Below are 26,728 nucleotides of genomic sequence, written 5' to 3' on the forward strand. Positions count from 1 at the left end.
CAGACCAGTGACAGCGGCTGGATTTTCATAATCTGAACTCAGGAAATCACAACGAGGAACAGGTTATGAAACACACTCAACGCAACCCCTTCTATCAGCACACCCTGTCTGGCCCGGTACACTTTGTTGGACGGGGGCTGCATAACGGCAAAGCCGTGAGTATGACATTGTTACCCGCTCTGCCAGATTCAGGTTATGTGTTTGAGAGGCTGGATGTGGGTGTAGCCAGTGCCACCGTGGCGGCGCGCTGGCATACGGTGACCGATACTCGACTTTCCACAACAATTGCCAATAGCTACGGTGTTACCGTCAGCACCATAGAGCACCTGACCGCTGCCCTGAATGCCTGCGGAGTGGATAACTGTCGCATTCTGATCGATGGCCCTGAGGTGCCAATAATGGATGGCAGCGCTAAAGTGTTTGTGGAGCGGATTCAGGCAGAAGGCCTGACCCGGCAGAGGGAGGAGCGAAAAGCCCTGGTGATCACTAATCCGATCTGGATTTATGAACAGGATAAGTACGCAGGGTTCCTGCCGTTTCCACAGCCATGGTTTGATATGACCATTGAGTTCGAATCCAAGGTGATCGGTAAACAAAACTACTCAATGCCCATGAATGAAACGTTTTTTACCTCTCAAATATCGCGAGCACGAACCTTTGGTTTTGAGGATCAGATAGCCACGCTGAAGAAACTGGGGCTGGCTCAGGGGGGCACCTTGCGCAACGCCATACTCGTCAATGACAAGGGCGTAGTGAATGAGGAAGGCTTGCGTTATGACGACGAATTTGTGCGCCACAAGTTACTGGATGCCGTGGGCGACTTGGCCTTGGCCGGTGCGCCGATCTTTGGGCGCTTTGTCGGGCACTGTAGTGGGCACAATCTGAATAATCGATTGTTACGCAGTATGATGCAGAACAAAACCTTCTGGAAGTTTGTCACAGTGCGCGAGGCAACGGAAAACTGGAGCCGCATGATAGACGACACCAGTTACGATGAGATATTGGACATCGTGAATCAGTGCAGTGCTGTTTAGTATTTCCAATAGTTGAGTCAGGTAAGGTATGCTCGACATCTTTGCTGCAAACAGTGGATAACGATTTTGGTATACATTGGACTGCTTAACCCCAAGAGCCCAACCAACATGGGCTCAGTATTACGAGCCGCCGGCTGCTTTATGGCGCAGTCGGTTTTTTATAGCGGAACGCGATATGCCAAAGCGGCGGCTTTTCAAACCGACACCCATAAAGCCTCTACCCAGATACCGTTGGTGGCGGTTGATGATGTGCTGGACTGTGCAGCGCCTGGGATGTCGGTGGTGTGTGTTGAATTGGCCGAAAATGCAATACCATTGAACGAGTTTAGTCACCCAGACGATGCACTGTATGTGTTTGGGCCGGAAGATGGCACCATCCCTCAATCGGTCATTGATCAGGCGGATGCAACGGTGTTTATTCCGACGCACGGTTGTCTGAATTTGGCGGCTAGTGTGAACGTAGTGTTGTATGACCGTATTTCAAAGCTGGGCCTGCAAAGCGACCCTAACGCCCTGATTAAAAAAGTACGTGATCGCAACAATAACGTGAAGGTTCGAACCTAGTTGATTGCCACGACTTCATAGTGTTTTTGTTTGTTGCCCAAAGCCACTGTAAGGCCATCACCCAGATGGCTGTTGTGCAGCGCTTTGCCCAGTGGCGCTTTGGTTGTGACGACCATGATAATGTTGCCATTACACTCGACTTTTAGTCCACCGGCAGCCGGCCCCAAGAAGAATAAATGGGTGTGGTTGTCATCATCAATCAGCTCAACCAAAGCGCCCACACCAATGGCATCAGCTTTTTTAAATGAGCCAGGTTTTATGCTCTTAAAGGCTGCCAAATCAGCCTCGCATTCTGCCAGCCTTTGTGCCTGACCCTGAGTCAGATAAGCCGCCTCCAGGCCCAGTGTGTCGTACTTGTTTTCTGCAATGTTTTCTTCGTGGGTGGCCGTCTCATAGGCTACCTGCATGGCGTTTCGAGCGTTATCAACCAGCGCCTCCAGAGCTTTGATGATTGCCGTGAGAAGCGCCTCTTTGTTGTATTCAATGGGCATACAGCGGTGGCTCGATCTGTTTGTATTCGGTGTGGTAGTTGGCCTGCAACACAGGTTGGGAATCAGGTAGCTGGCGCGGCGATTTTACTCGGTTCCATACCTTTTCGTGAAAGTAGTATGCCACGGTATTACACAAGGGTTCCACCAAAGCAAGTGCGCCACCCACTGCCAAGTCTCCGGTCATAACATAACCCACGGTGAAAGCCACACCCATGTGGATTGTGGCGAAGCTGATGGTCTTTTTCATGATACACCTCCTCAGGGATGGCTGACGAAAACACAAGGTCGATGGATCAATGATTGCAAATGATTCTTATTTGTGGAAATGAATCGTTTTGTGAGTTTTGATAGCTTTAAGCTATCGGGCGTTGCTTTGGTAAGCTTACCAAGTGGGCCTCAGAAATCAGGGCAATGGATCCAGATCGATGCCCCCGATGCGCGCCGGTGCCATTTCCAGTGGGCACACTGGCGTAATTTGTTGGAATGTCTTGCGGTAGTGTTTTTGTACCCGCTTCATATCCACCAGTGATAACCCGTTAGAGAAGCCGAACCACACATACAATCCGTTCAGATCCCGAAACATCTCCGGTAAGTATCTGGGTGGCTCCACAATGCCTTCCAGATAGGCTTCATACAGCACCGGGATGTCTTCCAGCGTGATTTTGCCCAAAAACAGCATGGGAATCAGCTCCGGCAGGCCAGCGCCGATAGCACTGCGAATAAAGTTAACGTTTTCCACAAAGCCTTTTACGTAGGAAAGATCTTTGGTGAACACCGAGCTACCTTGCACCATGCCGCCACGGAACACCCGCTGGGTGGTGGTGTAGGCATCGCCATCGGGCAGGCCGCGATCCCGCAAATGGTGGAATACCTCAACGAAATCCCCCCCTTGCTCTGCTGCATGAATGGCGCTGACCCGATCGCTCACGCGGCGTGCGCGAAACGGAAAACTGCTGAAAGTCAGGGTTTCCATCAGCAAGGCCAGCCCTTCCTGAATGGCGGCAATACGGGGTGATCCCACACTGAGCCAGCTGGCGTAGGGCTGGCGACGCCCGTTCAGCGTGGTGCCCACGTGCACCCAGCCTTCGTGTACCTCCAGCACCCGCAGATCCCGCTCAGAAAAGCGCGCGCGGCTGTTCATCTTGATGGTGTCGCCACCGGCAGCAGCATCAGACACGATACCATCGGACAAAATCACTTTGAGTTCGCCCGCAGTAAAATAACGATTCAACCGCTTTTGCAAAATGGCCACTGCGCCACTGGCATCGTAATCCTTGGGCTGAGCAAAGGCGATGTGCTGCGCCGCTGGTTGAGAGAAAATTGAACACAGTTGCTCACCTACTTCCAGCAGGGAACGCTTGTCGCCGAACAGATGATCCTGCGCCGATCCGTAAAGCTCTACGCTGTATTTGCCAAAATCCTTTTTGCCTCTGGCTTTCAGCATTTCAGTAACTTGGATGTACTGATCTGTGGTAGAGGTGAGCAGTTTGCCCAGCGCATCCTGTTTGCCCAGTTTTTTTCTGATGGCTTTCTTCAGATCGCGGAATTCTTGTTGTTTGGTATCCGGGTTAAAATCCAGCGGAATCGATTGATAATATTGCGCGTCAGCTTTTGGTAACGAACGCATGCCAGAATCAAAGAATGACTGACGCCATTCGCTCGGCCACTTGATGCTGTCCAGTATGCGAATCGGAGCTTGAATCGCAATCATCTGGTCGGACAGGGATTTCAGGTTTTCAAGGTAGATCTGGCGTTGGCTCATTGTTTACTTCTTAAATAGGTTGCTTCTTGCGATCATCATAGCGTGACTGTAGGGTGCATTGTCCGCGCTGGCAACGATATATTGCAGTTAAATTAAATGGAGTGGGTGATGGTGCCGCAAGTGCAACAGGTAAGTCTTTGGCAAGCATTTAAATACTGGCTGAAACTGGGCTTCATCAGCTTTGGTGGGCCAGCAGGGCAGATCAGTATGATGCATCAGGAGCTGGTGGATAAGCGTCGCTGGATCTCTGAGAAGCGCTTTTTGCATGCGCTGAACTATTGCATGGTGCTGCCGGGGCCCGAGGCGCAGCAGTTGGCCACGTATATCGGCTGGTTGATGCACGGTGTAAAGGGTGGATTGCTGGCCGGTGGCCTGTTTGTGTTGCCTTCGCTGCTGTTGTTGGTGCTGCTTAGCTGGATCTATCTGGCGTTCGGCCATCTGCCTTTGGTAGCTGGCGTGCTGTATGGAATCAAACCTGCAGTCACTGCCATTGTTTTGCTGGCGGCCTGGCGTATTGGCTCACGCGCACTTAAACACTGGTTTTTATGGGGGATTGCTGCGTGTTCGTTTGTGGCAATCAGTGTGTTCAAGGTGCCATTCCCTGCCATTCTGCTGGGGGCTGCACTGTTGGGGTGGCTTGGCTTTCGCGTGTGGCCTGAGATCTTTCGAGCCAGTAATCACCCAGTTACAGCAGGGCAAGGCGTGGCGGATGCGCTGATTGGCGATCACAGCCCGGTGCCGGTTCACGCCCGCTTTTCGCGCAGGCGCACGATGGTTACCTTGCTTTGTGGTATTGGGTTGTGGCTGGCGGCCATGGCCGTGTTGTGGTGGAGTGTTGGGCCGCAGCATGATCTTACTTTGATGGGGTGGTTCTTTACCAAGGCGGCATTGCTCACCTTTGGTGGAGCCTATGCGGTATTGCCCTATGTGGTGCAGGGCGGAGTGGAACACTATGGTTGGCTTAGCGCCACTCAGATGATGGATGGTTTGGCGCTGGGAGAAACCACGCCGGGGCCGCTTATTATGGTGGTGTCTTTCGTGGGTTTTGTGGGGGGCTGGACCAAATCTGTACTGGGGCCAGACTGGCTGTTTGCCGGTGGCGCACTGGCGGCCTGCGTGGTGACATTCTTTACGTTTCTGCCCTCGTTTCTGTTTATTTTATTAGGCGGCCCGGTGGTGGAGGCCAGCCGTAATCAAATGCGCTTTACTGCGCCTTTAACTGGTATTACCGCTGCAGTAGTGGGGGTGATTCTTAATTTGGCGTTGTTCTTTGGTCAGCATGTGCTGTTTCCTGATGGCGTTGGTGGCAGCCTGGATTGGTACTCGTTGGTGTGGGGCCTGTGTTGTGTGGGGCTGTTGTATAAATTGGAATGGAGTATTTTGCGGGTGATCGGGTTGAGCGCGGCTGTTGGGCTAATAGCAGGGCTGAATTTATTGAGCGTTTGATGATTTGTGCACTGGTTTGGAGATGATTACAACATCCACGGCACGTTTAAATTCGCAATTTCTTTAACGCCTTTCAATGCTGTTTGCAGAAGTGGTTTATTGGAATCGGAACGATACGTTAAGTAGACCGGATAGGTGAACTCGGGTGCATCGGCAACCCGTAGCAGTTTTCCCGAAGACAGATAAGGTTCAACAACGCGGGTTCGAAACCAGCCGTTGCCCCCGGTTTGCAGCATGACCTGCAGAGCCAGCGGCCCCAAATCAAAACTGAACGCGCTCTGGCTGGGGGAAGACGCCACCGCCATGTATTGGCGTTCAAATTCAGAGCCCCAATTGATGAATAAGTTTGGTTCTGATGTAAGCGGGCTTTGCACTCGAATCAGCTTCTCTTCCAACAGCAATTCCACGTTAATCCCAGCGTAGTAATTCGGGGTGTGTACGATGGCGGCATCCAGTTGCCCCCGCTCCAATGCCTTAGTTAGGCGGTCTGGGTCTGAAACCTGGGAATCCACGGCTGCTTCTGGTAACTGATCCTTTATCCATGTGATCCAGTTTACCAGCAGCGGATTCCATAGGCTTGTCTCGCTGCCGAGGCTGAGGCGGGATTGATGCCCATCAGGTAACGCGATACTGCGTTTGGCGTGATTCCAGGCGTTTAGTATCTCGGTGGCATGGGGCAGAAAGTTTTCACCTTCAGGGGTCAGACGCGCCCCGGCCCGGTTGCGTACGAACAGTTTGCAGCCCAGCTCTCCCTCCAGTGAGCGTACCCTGGCGGTTACGGCTGTCTGAGTGATATGGAGTCGCTCGGAGGCTTTGATAAAGCTCCCCGCACTGACGATTTCCAAAAACGTTCTAGCCAGATCAATGTCCATAATTCTTCTTTATATGAATTTAATTGTTATTAAAGCACATTAGAATTCATTAGATAACATATAAATGCATCTTTATAGTGCGCTTGGTTTCGTTGTATATGAGAGCAGGCGTTATGAGACTCGATGACTTAGGTGCGGTTTTGATGGTGTTTTCCACGGCTGTAGTGGGGGGGTGTTTGGCCTTTGTGTTTCTAATGGAGCAGGCGGTTGCTGTGCCTTGGTTGGTGTTGGGCCATGGGGTTGCCATGGTGGGCGCTGTCGGAATCAAGATCGGATACATCATGCGCTTGGAAGCCCACTCGCGCTTGGCGAAGTGACCGGGTGCGTAACGTGAGCGGCACACTGCACGCCATAGTGCAGTATTTGGGGGTGCCAACGGACAACACATCCCATGTGGAAAAGTTGATATCCGCCCTTGGCGCTGGCATCGGTATTCTTATCGTATACGGCGCACTTTGTGTGTACTCCATTGATCACGCCTCGGTGCTGCTGGTGGCCTCTGTGGCGGCCTCCACTGTGTTGGTGTTTGCGGTACCCCATGGCGCGTTGTCGCAACCTTGGCCCGTGATTGGCAGCTACCTTGTGTCCGGTTTGGTGGGGGTAACCTGTCACCGGTGGATCGACCATCCGGTGCTGGCTATTCCGCTGGCAGTAGGCTTTGCGGTTTGGTGTATGTACTACACCCGCTGTTTGCACCCTCCTGGTGGAGCCATCGCATTGGTGGCCGTGACCGGTGGCAACGAGATCCAGCAGCTTGGCTATGGCTTTGTTCTGGTGCCAGCCCTAATGAACGCTGCCACCTTGGTGTGCGCAGGGTTTGTATACAACTATGTTTTTCCGTGGCGGCGATACCCCGTGCACTTTCTGTATGCGCAACCCCATGCACATCCTTTGGTTCAGCAATACGAATTGCTCGAACTCACCCACGAAGACTATCAATACGCATTAAAAACGATGGATTCCTTTATCGATATCAGCCCGGAAGATCTGAGTGAATTGGTGGATTGCGCCCGAGAACACGCATTGATAGTGAGTAAGCGATACATTCGTCCAGGAGTAGAGAAATGTTAACAGCAGAACAGATCAGCATAATCAAAGCCACTGCCCCAGTAGTGGGAAACCACGCCCGAGATATTACCGGGGCTTTTTATCCATTGCTGTTTGAACGTTATCCCCATGTTCAGGCTTACTTTAATCAAACCCATCAGGTGCAAGGCACACAGCGAGAGGCGCTTGCCCAAGCATTGGTGGCGTACGCTTCCCATATTGACGAGTTGGGCCAGTTGAGTGACGCAGTCAGCCTGATTACGCATAAGCATTGTTCCCTTAACATCCAACCCGAGCATTATGATCTGGTTGGGGAATGTTTGATGGAAGCCATTGCGATGGTATTGGGTGCCGCGGTGACCACCGCCGTGGCAGATGCTTGGTCAGCAGCCTATCGCCAACTGGCCGATATTCTTATCAATGCCGAGGCGATGATCTATCAACAGAATGCAGAGCGTCGGGGTGGATGGCAGGGTGAACGGCGTTTCTTAATAGAAGCCATTGTTCCGGAAAGCGCCACGATGACATCTTATTATCTAGTGCCTGAAGATCAGGAGCAGGCAATCGATTTTAGCGCAGGGCAATACGTGGGCCTGATCCTTACCATCAATGGCAGCGTGGTTAGACGCAACTATAGCCTGTCGGATGCTCCCGGTGCACGCCACCTTCGGATCAGTGTTAAGCACGAGCAGGGTGGTGTGGCTTCTGGCTATTTACATCAACAGGCCAAGGAGGGTAATCCAGTACTGCTAACAGCACCATGCGGGGATTTCGTGCTCACGCAAGATGAATATGGACTTGATAAACCACTCTACCTGGTGACCGGCGGTGCGGGTATCACACCTGCCATCAGCATGCTCAACAGCTGTGTGGCAAGTGGGCGAGAGATCGTGTTTGTTCATGCTGCCATTAATAGCGAGCATCATGCTTTTAGCGCCCATGTGCAGGCACTGGCATCAAATCATGACAATCTGAAAACGTTCTACATCTATGAGGCACCGTTGCCCAAGGATACACCCGATGCCACAGGCTACTTGAACGCGGATATGCTGAAAGCGCTGATGAGCGGGAGGCAAGATGTGGATCTTTACTATTTAGGGCCGAAGCCTTTTATGGCTTGTGTAAATCGAATTGTGCATGAGTTGGGCATTCCGCCGCAGCAAGTGCGCAGTGAATGGTTTGGGCCGAGGGAGGCGTTGGATTAGGGGTAGGATACCTTCACCTTTTTTTATACGGCCTGCAGACTCTTAAAAACACTCTCAAATAGGGTGTTTTTTTGTATAGAAAGCCGTATATTTATGTCCAGAAAGTGTACATTTAATGAGCCGTTGCGTCATTAGAATCGAATACGCTGAGCCAAAGGCAATGAGCGATAGGGCCGTTAAAAAGCACATGCACTGAACAAAAAATGATAAAAGCCGAGGTTGCCAGGTATTTTAGTGTGACGTGAGTGACTTTGAGTAAAGCGCTCAGTGGTGGTTATTAATCTGTGAGGTCTGCAGATGGCCCGAAGCGGACATACATAAAGGATGGGTCGAATTTATTGTATATCAGGCAGAATAAAGTACCGATGGGATCATGGCTGACATGAGCAGCGTAAATAACGAAATAATGAGCTTGGTTCGCTAAAACACAAAATCAATTATTCTGACCCCATTGATCTTCGAGGTTTAACACTGCGAAAACGGCATAAAAAGGGTATTATTCATGGCATCAGAGTTAAATATTTCAGAAATATATGAACAGAATCTAAACTTTCTTATTGGTTCTGGCGCATCTTTCGGATACTTGCCAACCCTACAACTATCACTCAAAGATAGTTTGACGGAAGAACAATTCACTGTAGAAACTCTATCTGTCGAATTGACCAAGCAGAATCAAGAAACACTAAATACGCTGTTATTTATGCACTATTACAATTCCTGCATAAAACCAGCTATCGAATCAAACCCTCCAGTACCATTACCACCTCATAGATTAGAGGTAATAAGTCACTACACTGATTTCATATCAACGGTTTCGAGTGTAATAAAGGAAAAGAAATCCAACGAACGAAAATGCAATATATACACTACAAACTATGATGGCTGCCTAGAATTTGCAGCAGAAAATATTTTAGCAAAGGGAGGTCAAACAGTTTCCATAAATGATGGAACAAGCGGCTTCAAGAAAAGATATTTTCATACGAAAAACTACAACAATCACGTTATACAAAGAGGAATATTTGATAACTATTCAACGCCAACACCTCAAATAAACGTCCTGCATGTACACGGATCAGTATATTGGAAAAAAGAAAGCGGTCACATTGTCGTAGACTATGGAAATCAGGACGCAGGAATATCATTCAGCGCAAGAGAATTGGATATTCTTAATGAATTTTCCACGATTGTTGGAAATGAGAATGCCACTGAAAACGACTTGCTTGCTTTTCAGCGCAACGACGAAATAGCTTGCCAAGCATTTTGGAGTAAGTACAACAAACTTCCTATAGTCAATCCAACCAAATGGAAGTTTTATGAAACTGTTTTTGAAGAGAATTATTATCAAATTCTTAGGCATCTGAGCTTTGAGCTTGAGCGACCGAATACCGTTTTCATAACATTCGGGTTTTCATTCGCAGACGAACACATATTGCATCTTCTCCAGCGATCACTTTCAAACCCATCTCTCACCGTTTACGTTTGCTGCTTTAACGAGCCTGAGAAGTCCGTTATGTGTGAAAAATTTAAAGACTATCCCAATGTTAAGCTCGTAACAACCGAAGCAGTCCTAAACTTTTCTGCATTCAACTCAGAAGTATTTACTTTATCAAAAGGCGATAGAACTGCTAATGGATAGTGTTGGAGAGGTAATAGAGGTACGAGGTGTAAGAATTGTTATTCGAGTTTTTGACGAATCAAACAAGGAAACGCTTTTTTACCTTGGAGAGAAATATAAAGGCATCTCAATACGGGAACACGTGACAATACGGCGCGGTTTTAGAAATATAGTTTGTATCGTCGAGGGCGAGTATTTGGATGAAAAGAAATTGAACGAAGATCAGACCGACTTTGTTAGAAAGGTTGAACTAAAGCCAATAGGTTACTTTCAAGAAGGTGAATTTTTGGAGGGAATAAAATACCTCCCAATGATTCGAGATTCGGTATTCCTTATATCAGAGTCCGAGCTATCAGCAATATATGGACGATGCCAAGAAGATTTTGTCGTAGGAAAGCTGTTAAAGGAAGGAATTCCTGTTTCCCTATCATGGTCGAAGCTGTTTAATACCCATATTGGAATCTTTGGAAATACAGGAAGTGGAAAGTCCAACACATTAACCAATTTATATACAAATTTATTTGAAAAAAAGAAAGGCAGCATAACTGGAAAAAGCCAATTTATTGTTCTCGACTTTAATGGTGAATACACTGGAAACCAGCTTCTCCCGAGGGAGGAGAAAAGCGTATATATACTCGACACAAAAACCGACCAAGGACAGCAGTTTCCACTTTCTGAAGAGGAATTTTGGGATGCGGAGGTTTTTGGCATACTTTTTAAGGCTACGGAAAACACCCAAAAACCGTTTTTGTCTAGGGTAGTTAAAGGGCGGGAGAAATATTTGGACGCGCCCAACAGCCTACAAGCCTACACTAAAAAGATTTTTACTCGCGCATTGACTTCCGCTTCACCTAAAAAAGAGTTTTCAGATCTTCTCAGGATTGTTGCAAAACTAATAGGCGAAACGCAGTTAGAAAATCAGCTATCTCGACTTAGCTGGCATGGAAAAAATGAGAATTTTTACTTGCCAGAAGGTCATTTAAATGGCGGTGAAAACGATCCCACATACGTCACCCATTTTAGATATGATGTAGACAATATCACGTTACCTAATTTATCGCATTTTGATCAACTGATTGTACGGATAAACCTTCAGCTTGCGAGCGATCTAATTGGTGGGTATGTTCAATTCGACCATATTCAGCCTCTCCTAAAAAGAATAGAGTCATCAATTTCTTCATTGAAGAAAGTAATTACAGTTTCAAATGAGCAAGACGATAAGATTCTTACCGTCATCTCAATGAGAAAGGCAAATCAGGAAACAAAAAAGGTAATTCCATTGCTGCTTGCAAAGTATTATTACAACAAGCATAAAAATGCCCTTGCAAACCAAAGTCCACCGACAAAAACGATGCATCTCATAATTGATGAGGCTCATAACATTTTGTCAGTGCAATCAAACAGGGAGCATGAAAGTTGGAAAGATTATAGGCTGGAACTTTTTGAAGAAATAATTAAGGAAGGCAGGAAGTTTGGTATGTATCTTACGCTTTCCAGTCAACGACCAGCAGATATATCTCCTACGATAATGTCACAATTGCATAACTTTTTTATTCATAGGCTAGTCAACGATAGGGATTTATTTTTGCTGGAAAACACTGTAAGCACGTTAGACAGCCTATCGCGAGGTATGATTCCAAACTTGAGCAAAGGTTGCTGTATAGTAACAGGCACTTCTTTTGACTTGCCGATGGTAATTCAATTCAACAAGCTGAATATTGAGCATCAGCCCGATAGTGATGACGTAGATTTAAATGTCTTGTGGAGCAATTAACCAAACTTTTTAATTGCAGGAATCAGGGGCAGGACTTTGATTCTAATCCACTAATGTCCGCTTCTGGCTGAAAGCAGACCGTAAGTAAACGTATTATCATTAAATATCAACATATGAAGCACCTAAAAATACTGGCACTACTTGTCATTAGCATTAACTCAGCTGCTGAAGTAACCGAACAAGTTGACTTCGAGTACTACTATGTAAACGGTCAAACAATGAAAGAGTTGACCTTATCCATGAAGGAAAACAGTCCGGTTATTCGTGGTAACTCAAAACATGCTGCGACAGCAAGACTTAAGATTCAATATCGTTATTCAAATCATAAGAATACTGCTGGCTGCTCGCTAATTAATCCCGAAGTCCGACTAAAGACAACTTATGTCCTACCCAAAATAATAGAAAATCGTAGTAGCGATAGGGTCATCACTGTGTTCAAGGAATATTTATCCCGTTTGATGAAGCATGAGCAAGCACATAGAAACATTGCTTTCGAGTCAGCTCAACAACTTGATAAGAGTTTGGCATTGCTACCTCTTGCAACTGATTGTGCCTCGCTGAAGCGCAACACCAGAACCTTGTACTCGCGGATCAATGAGGATCAAAAACGCCGAAATCAGATTTATGACAAAGAAACCCAGCACGGTGTACTGCAAGGGGTTTCATTTATGGATATTGTTAAACCATTGGTAAAAACAAGAAAAGAACTTCTAGAATTTTGATCCAGCTCCATGTTCCTATAGCTAATTGCTGTACCTGCGTCGCAGCACTTGCGACATTAGTTGGCGTTTGCTCCAAGCCGAAATCAGACTACCCAGTATCACTCCCAATCAAAAAGAACAACCCAGAAAGAGGAATCCCATTGAGTGATCGAAGTTAATAGCCCACAAGATTTGGCGCGCTTACGTCGCCTTTCCCTATCTGCACAGGGTTTACTTCAAAGCCAGCCCTTTGGGCAGGGTTTGGCAGGGGCACGCAAGGCAATTAACCACCTAGGCTATGTGCAAATTGACACCATATCGGTTGTGGAGCGTGCACATCACCATGTTTTACATTCCAGAGTGCCTAAATTTAACCCAGTCATGACCAATCAAATGTTGGTAAGTGGTGAAATTTTTGAATATTGGGCTCACGCTGCTGCTTTTCTGCCTATTTCCGATTTTCGCTTCTCTTTACCGTATAAACACGCAATCAAAAACGGGCAAACCCACTGGTATAAAACACCTGATAGAAAACTCATGGCGGAACTGTTGGCACGCATACGTTCAGATGGCCCGTTGCGATCCCGCGATATAGAAACCAACAGGGCAAGGAATACAGGGTGGTGGGATTTGAAACCCGCCAAAAAGGCGCTCGAGCAATTGTATATGGAAGGGGATCTAATGGTGAGTAACCGTGAAGGATTCCAAAAAACCTATGATCTGACCGAGCGAGTGCTTCCATCCCATATCAATTCAAAAATGCCTGATATGGAAGAGTTTGCAGAGCACATTGTAGATCAACAGCTACGCTGCCATGGCTTTGCATCACTGAAAGGGTTCACCTACCAGCGCAGAAACGCAGGCTTAAGGGATGCAGTGAAAGCTTTGGTAAACGAAAGGTTGGCGCAAGGCACATTAGAACAAGTACGCGTTAATAATAGTGATGTGTTCTTGATTGAAACGGGCGCCCTGGAGCGCCGCCTTCCCAGGCTGAGTAACCGCGTTTCAATTCTATCACCCTTTGATAATGCCGTGATTCAGCGTGAACGGCTCAAAGCACTGTTTGATTTTGACTATCAAATAGAGTGTTATGTACCTGAGGCCAAGCGTCAGTACGGATACTTTAGTTTACCTCTACTTTATCAAGATCAATTTATTGGCCGAATGGATTGTAAAGCACACCGTAAAACCAGGCATCTGGAAATCAAGTCACTCTATTTTGAGCAACACGATTTTGAGGCGGCTGCAATTATTGATGCATTCACAGATGCCGTTGCAACGTTTTGCCGGTTTCAAGAATGCGATTCGGTGTCGTTAACAAAAGTCCATCCCAAAAATTTAGCCCAGCAGTTGTGCCATGCACTGCATAAAATCGAAGAGTAGCGGGAGAAGCAATTCAACACACAAATAGGCAAGCCAAACTCTAACAGCAAACTACGTAGTTGTAAGTGGTTACATCATGCGATAGGGCTTGGCAGTCCTGAAATGTTTTTCACAACAAGACGTTCAAGCCCATATCTGCAAACACCTCTTTAAACAGGTTGAACCACAACACAAAAATGATAATGACCTATCTGTGCACTCTGGGTAGATGCATTTGGAAACTCAGCAGCAACATTTGCCAGTATTTTCGCGGTAGTTAAAGGATGAAAGGATATCAATACCGCGAATACTCTTTTATTTAATGGACGAGCAGAGCCATGAATTTGTTCAGCAAATCTATAGTAGTCAAGGCGATCGCTCATTGGCTTTAACTTTTCCATGTCGCTCTTAAGCGCACTTTTCCAGCTCATTGATGAGAACTTGCCACGTTTATTCCCACTTTCGGCCTTTATCTCAATATAATAGCAGGTACGCTTGTCAACAAAGTTCTTTAAACTAAACGGGTGCATCGGGTCTGGTGGTGGTGGGCGATGATGAACTGCGGCGAAATCCGAATTCAAAGACCTCCAGTGAGGTGCATCATACGGGATCTCTCTAATTTTTGTCCCGCCAAAATCCGGATGCTCCGTTGAAACTCCCCAGCGCGTCTTAATGGCCCTGTCGATAATAACTTGGGCATAGATTTCGTTTTGGGCGCCGGATTTAAAACCTTCAACAAGTTCAGGGCCGTAATTTACTATTAAATTTGCAAAAGTAGTAGGTTTCATGCGCCATCCTGATTGGCTACCGTTAGTTAATGCTTTCAGTTCAATTAACTACGAATGAACTTGATCCCCTGGTCAAACCATTCTCGATATCGAGTTGGTTCTACATTTCACTTTTCAACAGGTGATCATGGTTGCCTAATATATATTAAGTTTTTCGACGACGCGATGCTTTAGTGCTGATAGCCTCTTTCTTGACTCACTCGCCTGTATCAAAACGTTGTTCCAACTCCCTGGCTATAAACTCAATAAAGGCCCGTGTCTTTGCAGGCATATATTCCCGCCTGGGAAACACAGCATAAATGGATCGCTGCGTTCTGGTCAGCCCTGGGAATAGGTTAATCAGTTTTCCTTCCGCCACTTCCTCTTCCAGCAGAAAGCTCGGAACTCGAGCGATGGCAGTGCCACCCAGGACAATCGCTTTAAGCGCCAGACTGTTGTTGGAAACGATATCCGCCTTTAACTTGATCACGGTTGTTATGCCCTGTTCATCCTCAAAAGCCCATTCCAAAGCCGAATCCTGAAAGCGGAAACTGGCTATACGATGATGGGTGAGATCCTCTGGTGATTGCGGCACGCCATGCTGTTCGAGATAGGCAGGCGCAGCCACTACCAAATGATTACAGGTACCAAGGCGGCGAGCGGTGAGGGAAGAATTCCCCAGTTCACCGATGCGGATGGAGATATCGAAGCCGGGCTCAATCACATCCAGTTTGCGGTCATCGAAGTTCAACTCTATTTGCACCAGCGGGAACTGCACCAGGAAACGGGGAATCAGCGGCGCTATATGCAGGATACCAAAGGACATGGGCAGGTTCACAAAGAGACGGCCGCGGGGTTCGCGGTTCATTGATCGCACCTCATCCACCGCCGCATCAATACTGCCCAGGCTATTGCTGCATTCCTGATAAAAGCGCTCCCCTGCCTCGGTCAGGCTAAGGCTGCGGGTGGTGCGGTTCAATAGCCTCACCCCCAGATGGCTTTCCAGCAGGCTCAACCGCTTGCTCAATACGGAGCGGGATGAGCCGAGGGCTTCCGCAGCCCCGGTGAAGCTGCCTGCTTCTACCACCGCCACGAAATTGCGGATCTCTTCCAGCATGGATTACCTCTCGACGAGCTCATGTTGTGTTTGATTAGTCAATTTATGAGAACAATCTTATTCCTAAACATGCGTTTATCAACCTTTTAGATGCGAATAGGCTGTATTCACCTTAGATAACCCGTATCGAGACACCTTCAAGCAAGAGGCGTATGACCATGCAACCACTTTTCCGCGCATTGAGCGCATTCCTTCTACTAGTCTCAGCGTTGCCTGCCGCCATGGCGGAGGGGCGACAACCCGGCGTTAGCCCTTGGGGGCCTGACGATGAAATCGGACGCCTTAACCTGATGACTGACGAATCCCGTGCCAACGTGCTGTCGCGCATTCTGGGGGGCAAAAGTTATGACCTGTCAGTGGAGTACTACATTGGTATGCCCAGCTGGCAGGCGGCAGGAGATCCCCATTACCGCATCTGGATGACCCACACCCCCGAAGGCACGGTGATCGACGACCCTATGAACCTGGGGGTTACCATGAATCAGCATGTCAGCTATACCGGTGCGGCGGTTTCCATGTATACCCATATGGGCACCCATATCGATGCCCTCAACCACTTTGGGCTGGACGGTAAAATCTGGAATGGCTTCGCGGCAAAAGATTATGCCGGAGATCGCGGCTGGCGTGTTGCCGGCATTGAAAATTTTCCACCCATCATAGCCCGTGGTGTGTTGATTGATGTGGCTGCGAGTAAGGGTAAACGCATGCTTCCCGATGGTTACCGCATTAGCCGCAGCGATATTGAGGAGGCGCTACGCCAACAGCAAATCAAATTGCAAACCGGAGATGTGGTGTTACTTCGCACCGGTCGCATGCAGGACTATGACAACGCCAAAGCCTATATGCGCAACCCTCCTGGCTTGAGCTACCACGCAGCAAAATTTCTGGTGGAGACCGCGGGGGCAATGATCGTGGGTGCGGATAACCTAAGCCTGGAGGCGTTTCCCTCGGAATTGGAATCTGACTATGTGCCTGTGCATACCTATCTGCTCGCAGAGCAGGGCGCTCCCATTATTGAACTGGTTAATCTAGAAGAGTTATCCAGTGATCAGGTTTATGAATTTGCGTTTATCGGCAGTCCACTGAAACTTCGTGGTGCCGACGCTGCGCCGTTGCGACCAACCGCCTTTCCCCTGCGCTGAAATTGGAGTTTTTGCATGAACGCACTATTGAAGCGATCCAGCAATCTGCCGGTAGATCCGTTATTTCTTGGCCGCTGGTCACCCCGCGCATTTGATGGTCGCTCGTTGCCGCTGGATGATCTTATGACTTTATTTGAAGCTGCCCGTTGGGCGCCTTCGGCCTATAACAAACAACCATGGCGCTTTTTATATGCATTACCGGAGGATGAATTCTGGCCGACCTATGTTTCGTTACTGGATCCATTCAATGCGAGTTGGGCCCGGCATGCCGGTGCACTTATCTTTCTGCTAGGTGACACTCGCTCTTCCAGCCACCGCTTTGATGTCGGCGCGGCCTGGAGTCATATTGCCTTGCAGGCCCACCTGCTGGGCTACCAGGCACACGCCATGGGCGGCATTATGCACGCTTCAGTGCGCACAGAATTAGCGGTGCCGGAGTATTTGAATGTCGAGATCGGCATCGCCGTTGGCTCTGAGGGCGATGCCGGGAAGCTGCCTGATGAATTGCGCCAAAGGGAACAACCCAGTGACCGCCGCCCCCTGGCTGAATTGATCTCCCGAGGGCGCTACCGATGACTTACCTCCGCGACGCCCGCTTTTTACTAGTAACATGCGGTATTTTGCTGGGCTTTACCTTTCCAATGGCCAAGCTGGCAAACCAGGTTGCCCTGCCGGTGACAACCTGGGTAGTCATCAATTCACTGGGCGCCAGTATAGCGCTGCTGCCATTGCTGGTGTTTAGTCGGCAGTTGCGTTGGCCCAAGGGCCGACAATGGCGTTATGTGCTAATCGCGGGCCCGTTAACATTCGCCGGGCCCAACCTGCTGGTATTTCTGGTGGTACCCAAGGTAGGTGCAGGCTATGGCGGCGTCATGTTCGCGCTGTCTCCGGTATGCACACTGCTGCTGGCCCATATTGCTGGGCTGGGCCAGATGAATCGTCAGCGTTATCTGGGGCTGCTGCTTGGCTTGTCGGGGGCTGTAGGTATCAGTCTGACTCGCGACAACCCAAGCTTCCCGGCAGAGCCGGTTTGGTTGCTGATCGCCGCGCTGCTACCTTTCGTGCTTGCATTGGGTAATGTCTATCGCACTATCGACTGGCCGGAAAATGCCTCTCCCGAACTGCTGGCATTCTGGAGCCATACTTTGGCGGCGCTGATATACAGTTTTATTGCGCTGGGAAGTGACCACGCAGCCCTATGGCAAGGCTTGCAATCCAATTCGAAATTGATAGGTGTCCAGCTGATTCTGGCCGGCCTGATCGCCCCCTTGCTGTTTCGGTTGCAACGTTTCGGCGGCCCCGTTCTACTGAGTCAGATTGGTTATGTGGCCGCAGGAACCAGCCTGTTGGTTGCAACCCTGATTATGGGCGAGCGCTATCCGATCCTTACCTGGTTATGTGCATTCATGATTTTACTGGGCGTGATTGTTGGGGTTCTGAAGTCAGCTACAGTACGCACTGCAGGTTAATGTCAACGTCTGCGTATGGCCGGATACGAATCGCCCATATGTCTTTTAACTTGAGGGGCAATTTCTGACCTACCAATTTGCCTTTGCTCCATGGTGTACGCTGGCTAGTAGTTGCAATGCTCATTTTTCATTCCTTTGCCATAGGGGTGGAACTCTTACCCCTGCTCTTTTACGCGGCATTGATATATTGTATCATTACAAGGTCTCGTATAATGCTTTCCAGGCTGTTCTATATTCACACATATTCTAAGAGGATACCCGATGAACCGTCCTTCAATCACTGCTCTTTCCTGGTTTGCCTTGCTACCGCTGGCGGCACTGGCGGGTAACGATGAGCATCACCATGTACAGCACGGCGCACATGTTCATGGAGAAGCTGCCTTGTACCTGATGCTACAAGGTAACGAGCTGGAAATGGAGTTTCATTCACCGGCGATGAATATTGTTGGTTTCGAACACAAGGCAGTCAGTGTGGAGGAAAAGCAGAAAATCCAGAATGCCCTTGCCATCCTGAAACAGACCGACGAGCTATTCGCATTCAAGGGCACCCAGTGCAAACTAGAAAAAGCTGAAGCCGAATTTAAGCTGGAAGAAAGCGATGAGCATGACGCAGAAGAACATCATGATCACGAGGCGGAAGGCAATCACGCAGAGCACAGTGAGTTTGATGTGACTTATCAATTCACCTGCGATGATGGGAAAAGTCTGCGTGTAATTGAGGTTAACCTGCCGGCGAGATTCAGCGGTATTCGAACACTGGATGCTGAGTGGGTTCTGAAAGGTAAGCAGGGTGCAGCAGAACTGACAAAGGATACCAACACTATCCAGGTGAAGTAGATGAACGCAACCAAACTGAAAAAAAACCTGACTCGAGCGGAGCAAAACTGCATTGCCCACGGTGTCAGGCTGACCACAAAACGCAAACACATCCTGCAACTGCTATTGCAATCGGATACGCCGCTGTCAGCCTACGAACTGGCGACTCACTATAATGAAACGTTCAACGAAACGATACCTGCGATGTCGGTGTATCGGATGCTGGACTTTCTGGTGGCCGAAGGGTTGGTGCATAAATTGAACTCCGCCAATAAGTACGTTGCCTGTGCCCATATCACCTGTGACCACTCCCATGAGGTACCGCAATTCCTGATTTGTGCACGCTGCCAAAGTGTTAAAGAAGTGGGAATCAGCCCTGATATTATTGAGGCTTTGGAGGCCAGCGTCGCACAGGCAGGCTACCTGCTGACCCAGCCGCAGATTGAGCTGCATTGTCTATGCGAACGTTGTGTCCAGGCAGCTTAAAAATTACTGCGGAGTCTCGATGTAAGGTACTACACTGGCTGCCTCCAGTAGATAGGCGGAGGTTGCCATTTGATGCTGAAACAGGCTGGTTTTGAGTAAACCGGAGATATGGAACGCATCATACAGCTCATCTATCCTCAGACCCTGAGGGTAGTCCACCAGGATGATCTGGTTGGGCGGTGGTGGTGGCACATGAATACAGGCGCCAAAATAAGGTACCAGAAAGAATCTGATTGTCCTTTGTTTATCATCAAAGTCGATGGGTACGATAAAACCGGGAATGCGGATGTGCTGGTTATTGAAGGCCTCCACCACATTGGTGGAGCTGAGCGCCTGTTGGTAGCGACTATCATTTGCTTGGGCGATGGCATTGGACATCTGGCTGCTGAGTTGATCCATTTCAGATCCGTCTGGAATATTCATGACCTCATCCGGCGGTTGCAATAACGCCTCCAGATCTTCTTTTGGCATCAATTCGGTCCATTCAACATCTTGATAGCTGACGGGTTTGGTGGATTCTGTTATGGCATTCGACACTGTCGTAGAATCGGAGCTTTGTGGGTCAGGCCCACAGGCGGTCATCACCAATACAACACTGAATAGGAATAGGCGGTTAAATGACATTACAGCAACCATGATTTATACCTCGGGCAGAGCGATTTCGAGGTGCTATAGTAACGGGCAACTTCGCCCAAGAGAACGCTAACGTGACAAAAAAACATGACTGATCTGGAACCGAACACGCAGGCCATCGCCATTAACGGTTTGCAATTTGCTTATCCACGCACGACAACGTCGGTGCTGGATATGCCACATTGGCGGGTCGAGCGTGGTGATCTGGTTTTTCTGAAAGGTGCATCCGGTGCCGGCAAATCCACATTGCTGAATTTACTGGCGGGTATACTAACTGCCTTGCCTGGAACCCTTCAACTGCTCGGGCAGGATCTGGCAGCACTATCCTCACGTCAGCGCGATACCTTTCGTGCGCGTCACATTGGCATGGTGTTCCAGCAATTCAATTTAATCCCGTATCTGAGCGTGTTCGACAATATCCAGTTAGCGAGCCATTTTGCAGGTCTCGCACGCGATGCGACTGTAATTCGGGCACAACGTCTGTTCGAAGCCCTTGATCTCAATGGAGCTTTATTGCAGCAGCATGCCGGTCAGCTCAGCGTAGGCCAGCAGCAACGGGTGGCCATCGTCAGAGCCTTGATCAACAATCCAGAAATACTGCTGGTGGATGAGCCAACTTCGGCGCTGGATGCTGATCTGAGGGATCGTTTTATCCAGTTGTTACTGGATATATGTCGTCAACAACAAAGTACGCTGATTTTTGTCAGTCACGACATGCAACTGGCGCATCATTTTTCCCAGGTGGTGCCGCTGGATTCCATTAACCGAGCGCAGCATCTTCACCATGTTTTTTAAACTTGCCTGGAATAGCCTGCGCAGCCGCAGCGCTACCGCGTTACTGACTGTTTTTTCAATTGCCATCAGCGTATTCGTATTGCTTGGGGTAGATCATATCTGCCACGAAGCCAAACGCAATTTCAGCCAAACTGTTTCCGGTGTGGATTTGATAGTCGGAGCCCGCACGGGTCAGGTGAATCTGCTGCTGTATTCTGTTTTCCATATTGGCAACGCCACCAACAATATTGACTGGCGCAGCTACCAGCATGTTGCCAATGATCCCAATGTCGCCTGGACCATACCTATTTCCCTCGGAGATTCCCATCACGGCTATCGGGTGATGGGCACCACGACGGATTTTTTTACCCGCTATCATTATGGTCAGAAAAGGCCACTGACTTTTGCGGCTGGTAAACCCTTTGACAATCTGTTCGATGTGGTACTGGGCGCACAGGTGGCAGCGAATCTGGGCTACGAGATCGGTGATCCCATCGTGCTAGCGCATGGCCTGGGAGCTACCAGTTTCAGTCAGCATGACGACTTGCCATTTGTTGTCAGTGGTATCCTGAAACCCTCGGGCACGCCGGTCGATCAGACATTGATGGTAAGTCTGGCCGGTATCGAATCCATTCATATGGGCTGGCAGAACGGTGTGAAGATGCCCGGTCAAGCCCCATCACGGGGAGCGCTGCAGAATATGGTGCTGACGCCACAAACCATCACTGCGTTTATGGTTGGCCTGAAATCAAAAATGGCTACGTTCCGCCTGCAACGCGCCATCAATGAATACCCCAGGGAACCATTAATGGCGATATTGCCGGGGGTCACCCTCACCGAACTGTGGGGCACCATGGCGGTAGTGGAAAACACACTTCAGATCGTGTCCTGGCTTGTACTGTTTGCTTCGTTGCTGGGGATGTGTACGATGTTACTGGCATCAATGAAGGAACGGCAGCGGGAATTCGCGATTTTGCGTTCTATCGGTGCCGGTCCTCTCTTTATCTGGTTGGCTATCGAGCTGGAAATTCTGCTGATGGTCGTGCTAGGTATGGCCGTGGCCCTGTTTACGCTTTGGGTCGGCATCATGTTGTTGCAGAACTCGGTAAGTGAGCAATGGGGGCTGTTTATTAGTGCGGACCTGATTCATCCCCAAACCGGTGTGATGCTGGCTGTCATCGTGGGTTGTTCGCTGTTGCTGGGTTGTCTGCCCGCCCTGCGCGCCAGCACTCTGGCATTGCATGGTAAATTGATGCGCGGCTGAGCCAGCGAAAATTCTCAATTGATGTCTGCCTCAAGCTTCGCACTCAATCCAACCGGTTCATCGTTGCTCTTCAAACAATCCAGCAGATGCGATTCCCAGGTATCTTCGATCTGGCTCGAAATAATTTCGATCCTGCTTTCCAGGCAATCGGCTAACTTGCTTTCCGTCAGAGCGCCATCGACAAAGTTGTACCCATATGTGCCTTCGTCGGTCTTCAAGACAGCTTTCATCCGTTCTGAATAAAGCCCATTGAAACAGCGCAAAAGCGCATTTCGGTTGAACACTTTCTCTGTAGCAAAACGCCATCCAGCACTCTGGTAGCCTTCTCCTGTGTTTTCTATTTTCAGATAGCCGCAGGCTGGGATGGGGAGGTCATTGATACTGGAATCTTGTTTATGGTGATGAAGTGTTGGCTGGGTCAACGCCCTTGCAACACTTAAAGAGCCTGTCAAAACTGCGGAGTCCAGATTGCCGTGATCAGTAAATATGATTCGGGTGGATCTTCCTTTGCGAGTTGCAATATAGTTTTCCAGCAGCGCTTTTTCATTACCTTGATAAAGATCCTGCTTGTTGCCGACGATAATATCCGCGATGTCGATTTGCTGATTGAAAGTATCGTGGCTGGTGTAGCGCGAGTCTGTCAATTTTCGCGCATCAACCAGGGTCACATTGTTTTGAATGTCCAGCACGCCTCGGTACTGAACTGCATTCAATACTGATAGCACCTCCCTGGGATGGCCTAGGCCGCTGGGTTCGATCAACAACCGCTGTGGTTTGGCACGGGCTAGCAATTGGTTCAGCGCGACCTGCATTGGCAGCCCTGCCGTACAGCACATACAGCCGCCCGGCACTTCGCGGATAAAGACACCGGTGCTTTCCGGGTATTGCCCTTGAAATAATCCACCGTCAATGCCGATTTCACCAAACTCATTGACCAGTACAGCCCAACGCTCGCCCTTCGGCTTCGCTCTCAGCAAGGACAGTATTGCTGAGGTTTTACCCACACCTAGAAAGCCGCTGATAATGTTGGTGGGGATCGCCTGTAGAAATTGGGTGTTATAGTTCATTTGCCAGTTTTTTATAACCTTGAACCAGATAGTGATTGTCTGATGGCACATATCAGTGAAACGCTGATGGCCACTTTATCTGCGATGATTTGCATTGTTTTCATTGAATACTTTTCCAGCATTACCGTCTAGTTAAGCAGATTGCTTGAGAGATCGTGATTCTGCCTTCTACCCTCGTACCTCTTAACAGGAAGATGCAGACACAACGCAATGATATGTTATATCATTGTCTCGATGGCATCCAGTGACGGTTATAGCTTTGGTAATACTGATGCGCATAACGAAACAGTAAGTAGTAGATCGTTTAGCCAGTGCTGCCAGTGCCACAGCGCCTGTACCGAGACTTGTGGGATACGGGGTTGAAGAGAGGAGCTTTACTGAAAATACATGATATGATATATCATGTATTCTGTATGTTATGAATCGCTGGATATTTAACACCATTGGAGCGCAATTCCCTCATGACAAGGCTACCAGTCACAGTTCTTTCAGGTTTTCTCGGTGCTGGCAAAACCACCGTTCTCAGCCATATCCTGAATAATCGCCAAGGTAAAAAGGTCGCGGTAATCGTCAACGATATGAGCGAGATAAATATCGATGCGACCACGGTTCAGAACGAAGTTTCACTCAGTCACAAAGAAGAAAAACTGGTTGAAATGAGCAATGGATGTATTTGCTGCACACTGCGTGAGGATCTGCTTCTGGAGATCAATAATCTGGCCAAGGATGGTAGATTCGATTATCTGGTGATTGAGTCCACAGGAATTTCCGAGCCACTACCAGTAGCAGAAACCTTTACATTTGCAGACGAAAATGGAGTTTCATTGTCCGACGTAGCAACGCTGGATACTATGATCACCGTGGTTGATGCGGTCAATTTTCTAAAGGATTACGACGACGCCAAGTATCTGCATGAATCGGGTGAATCACTGGGTGAGGACGACGAGCGAAGTGTTGCAGATCTGTTGGTTGAACAAGTGGAGTTTGCAGACGTGCTGCTCATCAGTAAAACGGATTTGGTGTATCCATCCGAAATCGAGAGGCTGATTGCCATTCTTAGAACGCTCAATACCCACGCTCGCGTAATTCCAATTTCAAACGGGAACGTAAACATTGACGATGTCCTTAGCACCGGCCTCTTCAACTTTGAGCGTGCCCAGCAAGCGCCAGGTTGGTTGAAGGAAATGCGCGGTGAGCATGTGCCGGAAACCGAAGAATACGGTATCGGTAGCTTCAGCTATATTGCTCGGCGCCCGTTTCACCCTGAGAAATTCTATCAGTTTCTTCATAACACAAGTGCTTTTGGTAAGTTGATTCGGTCCAAAGGCTACTTTTGGCTTGCGTCGCGCCCTGAATTTGCGGGGCAGTGGAGTCAGGCCGGCGGTATTGCCCGTTACGGTTTTGCGGGAATGTTCTGGAAATCCATACCAAAAGAACAGTGGCCAACGGATGAAGATTACCTGGAGTCGATACGGAAGAATTGGGTGGAGCCTTTTGGTGATATGCGACAGGAGCTGGTATTCATTGGCCAGGGTCTCGATCAAAAAGCAATGACACGTGCGCTCGACGATTGTCTGTTATCGGATAAGGATTTGTTAAAAGGCAGGGATTATTGGTCAACACTGAGCGACCCATTTCCCGCATGGAGGGAACTTGCATGAAAGCAGTCACTTCCCCCCTTCGGGAGATCACTCTACAAAGACAATCCCGGCAAGCGATAATCGGAAGTCAAGCAGAATTGCTTACCGATATTTATCGTGACGATACCAATATCGTTGTTTGGCAACGGCGTATTGCCGAGGAGTTGATTCAAGCCGCAAATTACATTGTTGAAACCATGCCGAGGCTACAAACATCCCGTACGGTTACGCCAGAAAATGCCCATGCTGCCGTGAGCGATGTGTTGGGAGCTTCTCACCTTATGGAACCACTGTGCAATGACATTGCTCGGCTGGTGGATATGTTTTGTTGTTTGTTTGATCTAAAACGATCGGGATTGAGATTGATCACGCTGGATCGAGCGATGTGCCCACGCTTCCATGTAGACAGAGTGCCTTGCCGCCTGGTGACAACCTATCAGGGAGAGGCAACGCAATGGTTGCCTCATCATTTGGTTGACCGCAGCAAGCTGGGTGCCGGGAACCAAGGTAAGTCTGCTGAGTGCTATGACGTGCTCAAAGAGGCAGCTGAGATAAATCAGCTGAGCCGAGGTGATGTTGCTCTGCTCAAAGGTGAGCTCTGGCAGGGTAATGAAAATGCAGGCCTGGTTCATCGCTCACCTCAACTGGAATGTAATAGTAGGTGTTTATTGCTTACGCTTGATTTTGCGAACTAGATAGCCACCTTGAATTATGGTCGACAACATAACTCAGCAATCGTGCAAGGAGCTGGATATAAACTAATAATGAGCCTCCGGTTAGAATCACATTGTCCTTGTGAGGATTCCATAGAGCAGGTGGTGGCTTAACAGATAACACAGGAAATGTTTCTATGAGGTCGGGTCAGTCAATCATGGATAAATTTGCAATTGGACTATCCCTTGCGTGCGCTATTCACTGCATTGTACTACCAGTACTATTAGTGATGCTCCCAAGTTTGGCGGCACTACAACTGGACGACGAAGCTTTCCATATATGGATGGTCGCTGCGGTACTCCCCAGTAGTATTTATGCGTTGAGTATGGGGTGTAAACAACACAAGCGTTATAGGCTGCTTTTTATTGGGCTCATCGGGTTGATGCTTTTGGTGTTGGCGCTGGCATTGGGCGAAGAACGAATCGGCGAAATGGGTGAAAAAAAATTAACAGTTATCGGATCTGGTTTCATTGCAGTTGGGCATTGGCTTAATTATCGGTTCTGTCATGAACAAAACTATTCTGATTGCGAATGTCCTGAAAATGCGCAAAGTGGGCCACAATGAAGCACGACTATTTTATCGCCTTGGAGCACCTAAGCGATAACAGTATCGTGTTTCTATTTAAATTTTGACGTTGATAAGCAACAGGTTGTTGTAAAGGGAGATCACCTCTAATCGTGGCAAGAACACTTATTAAGCATGCCTGTGTCCGGTTTTCCGTAATTCTGCAACTTCTATTTATGCGCATTGAGTGTCCGCCATTATCCGAAAAATGACATTACTATCACTCTCTAAAAATAGTGGCTACTACTCAAATAGTAATTTTATAAAAAGTTTAACTATAGGCTCAGCTTAGCCTTTCCCGGCTTCAAACTCGTCGAGCGCAGTTTCTGCTGCGTTGAGCGCCTTCCTGATCCGACAGGTACAAGTCCAGCAGCTCTTTCTTGCTTTCGATATTCAGGGTC

28 protein-coding genes and 1 pseudogene are annotated in these 26,728 nt (G+C 48.6%); 20 read left to right on the top strand and 9 right to left on the bottom strand.

Annotated elements, in window-relative coordinates:
• The first annotated feature begins 65 nt into the window (after positions 1-65).
• Together lpxC and Kalk_RS13235 are read left to right on the top strand one after the other, a co-directional pair.
• Positions 66-1,034 carry a UDP-3-O-acyl-N-acetylglucosamine deacetylase gene (gene lpxC / locus Kalk_RS13230; protein WP_101894702.1) on the top strand — a complete coding sequence of 323 codons (969 nt, stop codon included), beginning with the start codon at positions 66-68 and terminating at the stop codon, positions 1,032-1,034.
• A 57-nt stretch (positions 1,035-1,091) separates the two neighbouring features.
• On the top strand, positions 1,092-1,598 hold the full coding sequence (locus tag Kalk_RS13235; protein ID WP_324774952.1) for an RNA methyltransferase: 507 nt from the start codon (positions 1,092-1,094) through the stop codon (positions 1,596-1,598).
• On the opposite strand, the gene Kalk_RS13240 is transcribed toward Kalk_RS13235, so the two are convergent.
• From Kalk_RS13240 to Kalk_RS13250, 3 genes are all read right to left on the bottom strand, one after another.
• The gene (locus Kalk_RS13240; RefSeq protein WP_101894704.1) at positions 1,595-2,089 is read right to left on the bottom strand and encodes a GreA/GreB family elongation factor; all 495 of its coding nucleotides are present in this window, start codon (positions 2,087-2,089) and stop codon (positions 1,595-1,597) included. The genes Kalk_RS13235 and Kalk_RS13240 overlap by 4 nt on opposite strands.
• Positions 2,079-2,336, bottom strand: coding sequence for a DUF2061 domain-containing protein (locus Kalk_RS13245; RefSeq protein WP_101894705.1), 258 nt, complete (start codon positions 2,334-2,336; stop codon positions 2,079-2,081). The genes Kalk_RS13240 and Kalk_RS13245 overlap by 11 nt, the downstream gene beginning before the upstream one ends.
• A 156-nt stretch (positions 2,337-2,492) precedes the next feature.
• Positions 2,493-3,851 carry a flavohemoglobin expression-modulating QEGLA motif protein gene (locus tag Kalk_RS13250; protein WP_101894706.1) on the bottom strand — a complete coding sequence of 453 codons (1,359 nt, stop codon included), beginning with the start codon at positions 3,849-3,851 and terminating at the stop codon, positions 2,493-2,495.
• Positions 3,852-3,959: 108 nt separating this feature from the next.
• Between Kalk_RS13250 and chrA the strand changes: the two genes are divergently transcribed.
• Positions 3,960-5,297: a chromate efflux transporter gene (chrA, locus tag Kalk_RS13255; protein ID WP_233716641.1), complete on the top strand. Its 1,338-nt coding sequence runs from the start codon at positions 3,960-3,962 to the stop codon at positions 5,295-5,297.
• Positions 5,298-5,323: 26 nt separating this feature from the next.
• On the opposite strand, the gene Kalk_RS13260 is transcribed toward chrA, so the two are convergent.
• Entirely contained in the window at positions 5,324-6,169 is an 846-nt protein-coding gene (locus tag Kalk_RS13260; protein ID WP_101894708.1) for a LysR family transcriptional regulator, read from the bottom strand.
• A gap of 113 nt (positions 6,170-6,282) precedes the next feature.
• Between Kalk_RS13260 and Kalk_RS21225 the strand changes: the two genes are divergently transcribed.
• The 7 genes from Kalk_RS21225 to Kalk_RS13290 all read left to right on the top strand — a co-directional run bounded on the left by Kalk_RS21225 (position 6,283) and on the right by Kalk_RS13290 (position 13,894).
• Entirely contained in the window at positions 6,283-6,486 is a 204-nt protein-coding gene (locus tag Kalk_RS21225; RefSeq protein WP_158643484.1) for a hypothetical protein, read from the top strand.
• A 13-nt stretch (positions 6,487-6,499) separates the two neighbouring features.
• On the top strand, positions 6,500-7,240 hold the full coding sequence (locus Kalk_RS13265) for an HPP family protein (protein ID WP_158643485.1): 741 nt from the start codon (positions 6,500-6,502) through the stop codon (positions 7,238-7,240).
• The gene (gene hmpA, locus Kalk_RS13270; protein ID WP_101894710.1) at positions 7,234-8,421 is read left to right on the top strand and encodes an NO-inducible flavohemoprotein; all 1,188 of its coding nucleotides are present in this window, start codon (positions 7,234-7,236) and stop codon (positions 8,419-8,421) included. The genes Kalk_RS13265 and hmpA overlap by 7 nt, the downstream gene beginning before the upstream one ends.
• A gap of 502 nt (positions 8,422-8,923) precedes the next feature.
• Complete coding sequence (locus tag Kalk_RS13275) at positions 8,924-10,057, top strand: SIR2 family protein (protein ID WP_101894711.1); 1,134 nt, start codon at positions 8,924-8,926, stop codon at positions 10,055-10,057.
• On the top strand, positions 10,050-11,810 hold the full coding sequence (locus tag Kalk_RS13280; RefSeq protein WP_101894712.1) for an ATP-binding protein: 1,761 nt from the start codon (positions 10,050-10,052) through the stop codon (positions 11,808-11,810). The genes Kalk_RS13275 and Kalk_RS13280 overlap by 8 nt, the downstream gene beginning before the upstream one ends.
• Positions 11,811-11,923: 113 nt before the next feature.
• Positions 11,924-12,532, top strand: coding sequence for a DUF922 domain-containing Zn-dependent protease (locus tag Kalk_RS13285; RefSeq protein ID WP_101894713.1), 609 nt, complete (start codon positions 11,924-11,926; stop codon positions 12,530-12,532).
• Positions 12,533-12,772: 240 nt separating this feature from the next.
• Entirely contained in the window at positions 12,773-13,894 is a 1,122-nt protein-coding gene (locus tag Kalk_RS13290; protein ID WP_233716643.1) for a winged helix-turn-helix domain-containing protein, read from the top strand.
• 149 nt (positions 13,895-14,043) lie between these two features.
• Here the strand turns inward: Kalk_RS13290 and Kalk_RS13295 are convergent, their stop codons facing one another.
• Both Kalk_RS13295 and Kalk_RS13300 read right to left on the bottom strand, forming a co-directional pair.
• Positions 14,044-14,661, bottom strand: coding sequence for a hypothetical protein (locus tag Kalk_RS13295; RefSeq protein ID WP_101894715.1), 618 nt, complete (start codon positions 14,659-14,661; stop codon positions 14,044-14,046).
• A 196-nt stretch (positions 14,662-14,857) separates the two neighbouring features.
• A complete protein-coding gene (locus Kalk_RS13300; RefSeq protein ID WP_101894716.1) occupies positions 14,858-15,757 on the bottom strand; it encodes a LysR family transcriptional regulator in 900 nt (299 codons plus the stop codon).
• A 158-nt stretch (positions 15,758-15,915) separates the two neighbouring features.
• On the opposite strand from Kalk_RS13300, the gene Kalk_RS13305 reads away from it, so the two are divergent.
• From Kalk_RS13305 to Kalk_RS13315, 3 genes are read left to right on the top strand one after another with little or no spacing between them, the layout of a single operon-like run.
• Complete coding sequence (locus Kalk_RS13305) at positions 15,916-16,899, top strand: cyclase family protein (protein ID WP_199767911.1); 984 nt, start codon at positions 15,916-15,918, stop codon at positions 16,897-16,899.
• A 15-nt stretch (positions 16,900-16,914) separates the two neighbouring features.
• Entirely contained in the window at positions 16,915-17,475 is a 561-nt protein-coding gene (locus tag Kalk_RS13310; RefSeq protein ID WP_101894718.1) for a nitroreductase family protein, read from the top strand.
• Positions 17,472-18,368: a DMT family transporter gene (locus Kalk_RS13315; RefSeq protein WP_101894719.1), complete on the top strand. Its 897-nt coding sequence runs from the start codon at positions 17,472-17,474 to the stop codon at positions 18,366-18,368. Before Kalk_RS13310 ends, Kalk_RS13315 begins: the two co-directional genes overlap by 4 nt.
• 19 nt (positions 18,369-18,387) lie before the next feature.
• Here the strand turns inward: Kalk_RS13315 and Kalk_RS21700 are convergent.
• A pseudogene (locus tag Kalk_RS21700) lies at positions 18,388-18,492 on the bottom strand (integrase); the annotation flags it as partial.
• Positions 18,493-18,629: 137 nt separating this feature from the next.
• On the opposite strand from Kalk_RS21700, the gene Kalk_RS13325 reads away from it, so the two are divergent.
• A complete protein-coding gene (locus Kalk_RS13325; protein WP_101894721.1) occupies positions 18,630-19,205 on the top strand; it encodes a DUF2796 domain-containing protein in 576 nt (191 codons plus the stop codon).
• Positions 19,206-19,670: a transcriptional repressor gene (locus tag Kalk_RS13330; RefSeq protein WP_101894722.1), complete on the top strand. Its 465-nt coding sequence runs from the start codon at positions 19,206-19,208 to the stop codon at positions 19,668-19,670.
• 3 nt (positions 19,671-19,673) lie between these two features.
• Here Kalk_RS13330 and Kalk_RS13335 read toward each other — a convergent pair whose 3' ends face one another.
• Positions 19,674-20,306: a DUF3299 domain-containing protein gene (locus Kalk_RS13335; protein ID WP_199767912.1), complete on the bottom strand. Its 633-nt coding sequence runs from the start codon at positions 20,304-20,306 to the stop codon at positions 19,674-19,676.
• Positions 20,307-20,390: 84 nt separating this feature from the next.
• Between Kalk_RS13335 and Kalk_RS13340 the strand changes: the two genes are divergently transcribed.
• Positions 20,391-21,098, top strand: a complete 708-nt coding sequence (locus tag Kalk_RS13340; protein ID WP_101894723.1) for an ABC transporter ATP-binding protein — start codon at positions 20,391-20,393, stop codon at positions 21,096-21,098.
• A complete protein-coding gene (locus Kalk_RS13345; RefSeq protein WP_101894724.1) occupies positions 21,088-22,341 on the top strand; it encodes an ABC transporter permease in 1,254 nt (417 codons plus the stop codon). The genes Kalk_RS13340 and Kalk_RS13345 overlap by 11 nt, the downstream gene beginning before the upstream one ends.
• Positions 22,342-22,355: 14 nt before the next feature.
• On the opposite strand, the gene Kalk_RS13350 is transcribed toward Kalk_RS13345, so the two are convergent.
• A complete protein-coding gene (locus tag Kalk_RS13350) occupies positions 22,356-23,408 on the bottom strand; it encodes a CobW family GTP-binding protein (protein WP_101896318.1) in 1,053 nt (350 codons plus the stop codon).
• Positions 23,409-23,869: 461 nt separating this feature from the next.
• Here Kalk_RS13350 and zigA point away from each other — a divergent pair, with 461 nt between their 5' ends.
• From zigA to Kalk_RS13365, 3 genes are all read left to right on the top strand, one after another.
• Positions 23,870-25,069, top strand: coding sequence for a zinc metallochaperone GTPase ZigA (gene zigA, locus Kalk_RS13355; RefSeq protein WP_101894725.1), 1,200 nt, complete (start codon positions 23,870-23,872; stop codon positions 25,067-25,069).
• Positions 25,066-25,743, top strand: coding sequence for a DUF1826 domain-containing protein (locus Kalk_RS13360; RefSeq protein ID WP_101894726.1), 678 nt, complete (start codon positions 25,066-25,068; stop codon positions 25,741-25,743). The genes zigA and Kalk_RS13360 overlap by 4 nt, the downstream gene beginning before the upstream one ends.
• 176 nt (positions 25,744-25,919) lie before the next feature.
• Positions 25,920-26,327: a MerC domain-containing protein gene (locus Kalk_RS13365; RefSeq protein WP_199767913.1), complete on the top strand. Its 408-nt coding sequence runs from the start codon at positions 25,920-25,922 to the stop codon at positions 26,325-26,327.
• Positions 26,328-26,728 lie beyond the last annotated feature (401 nt).

This window comes from Ketobacter alkanivorans, from assembly GCF_002863865.1.
In the GTDB taxonomy this organism is placed as follows: Bacteria; Pseudomonadota; Gammaproteobacteria; order Pseudomonadales; family Ketobacteraceae; genus Ketobacter; species Ketobacter alkanivorans.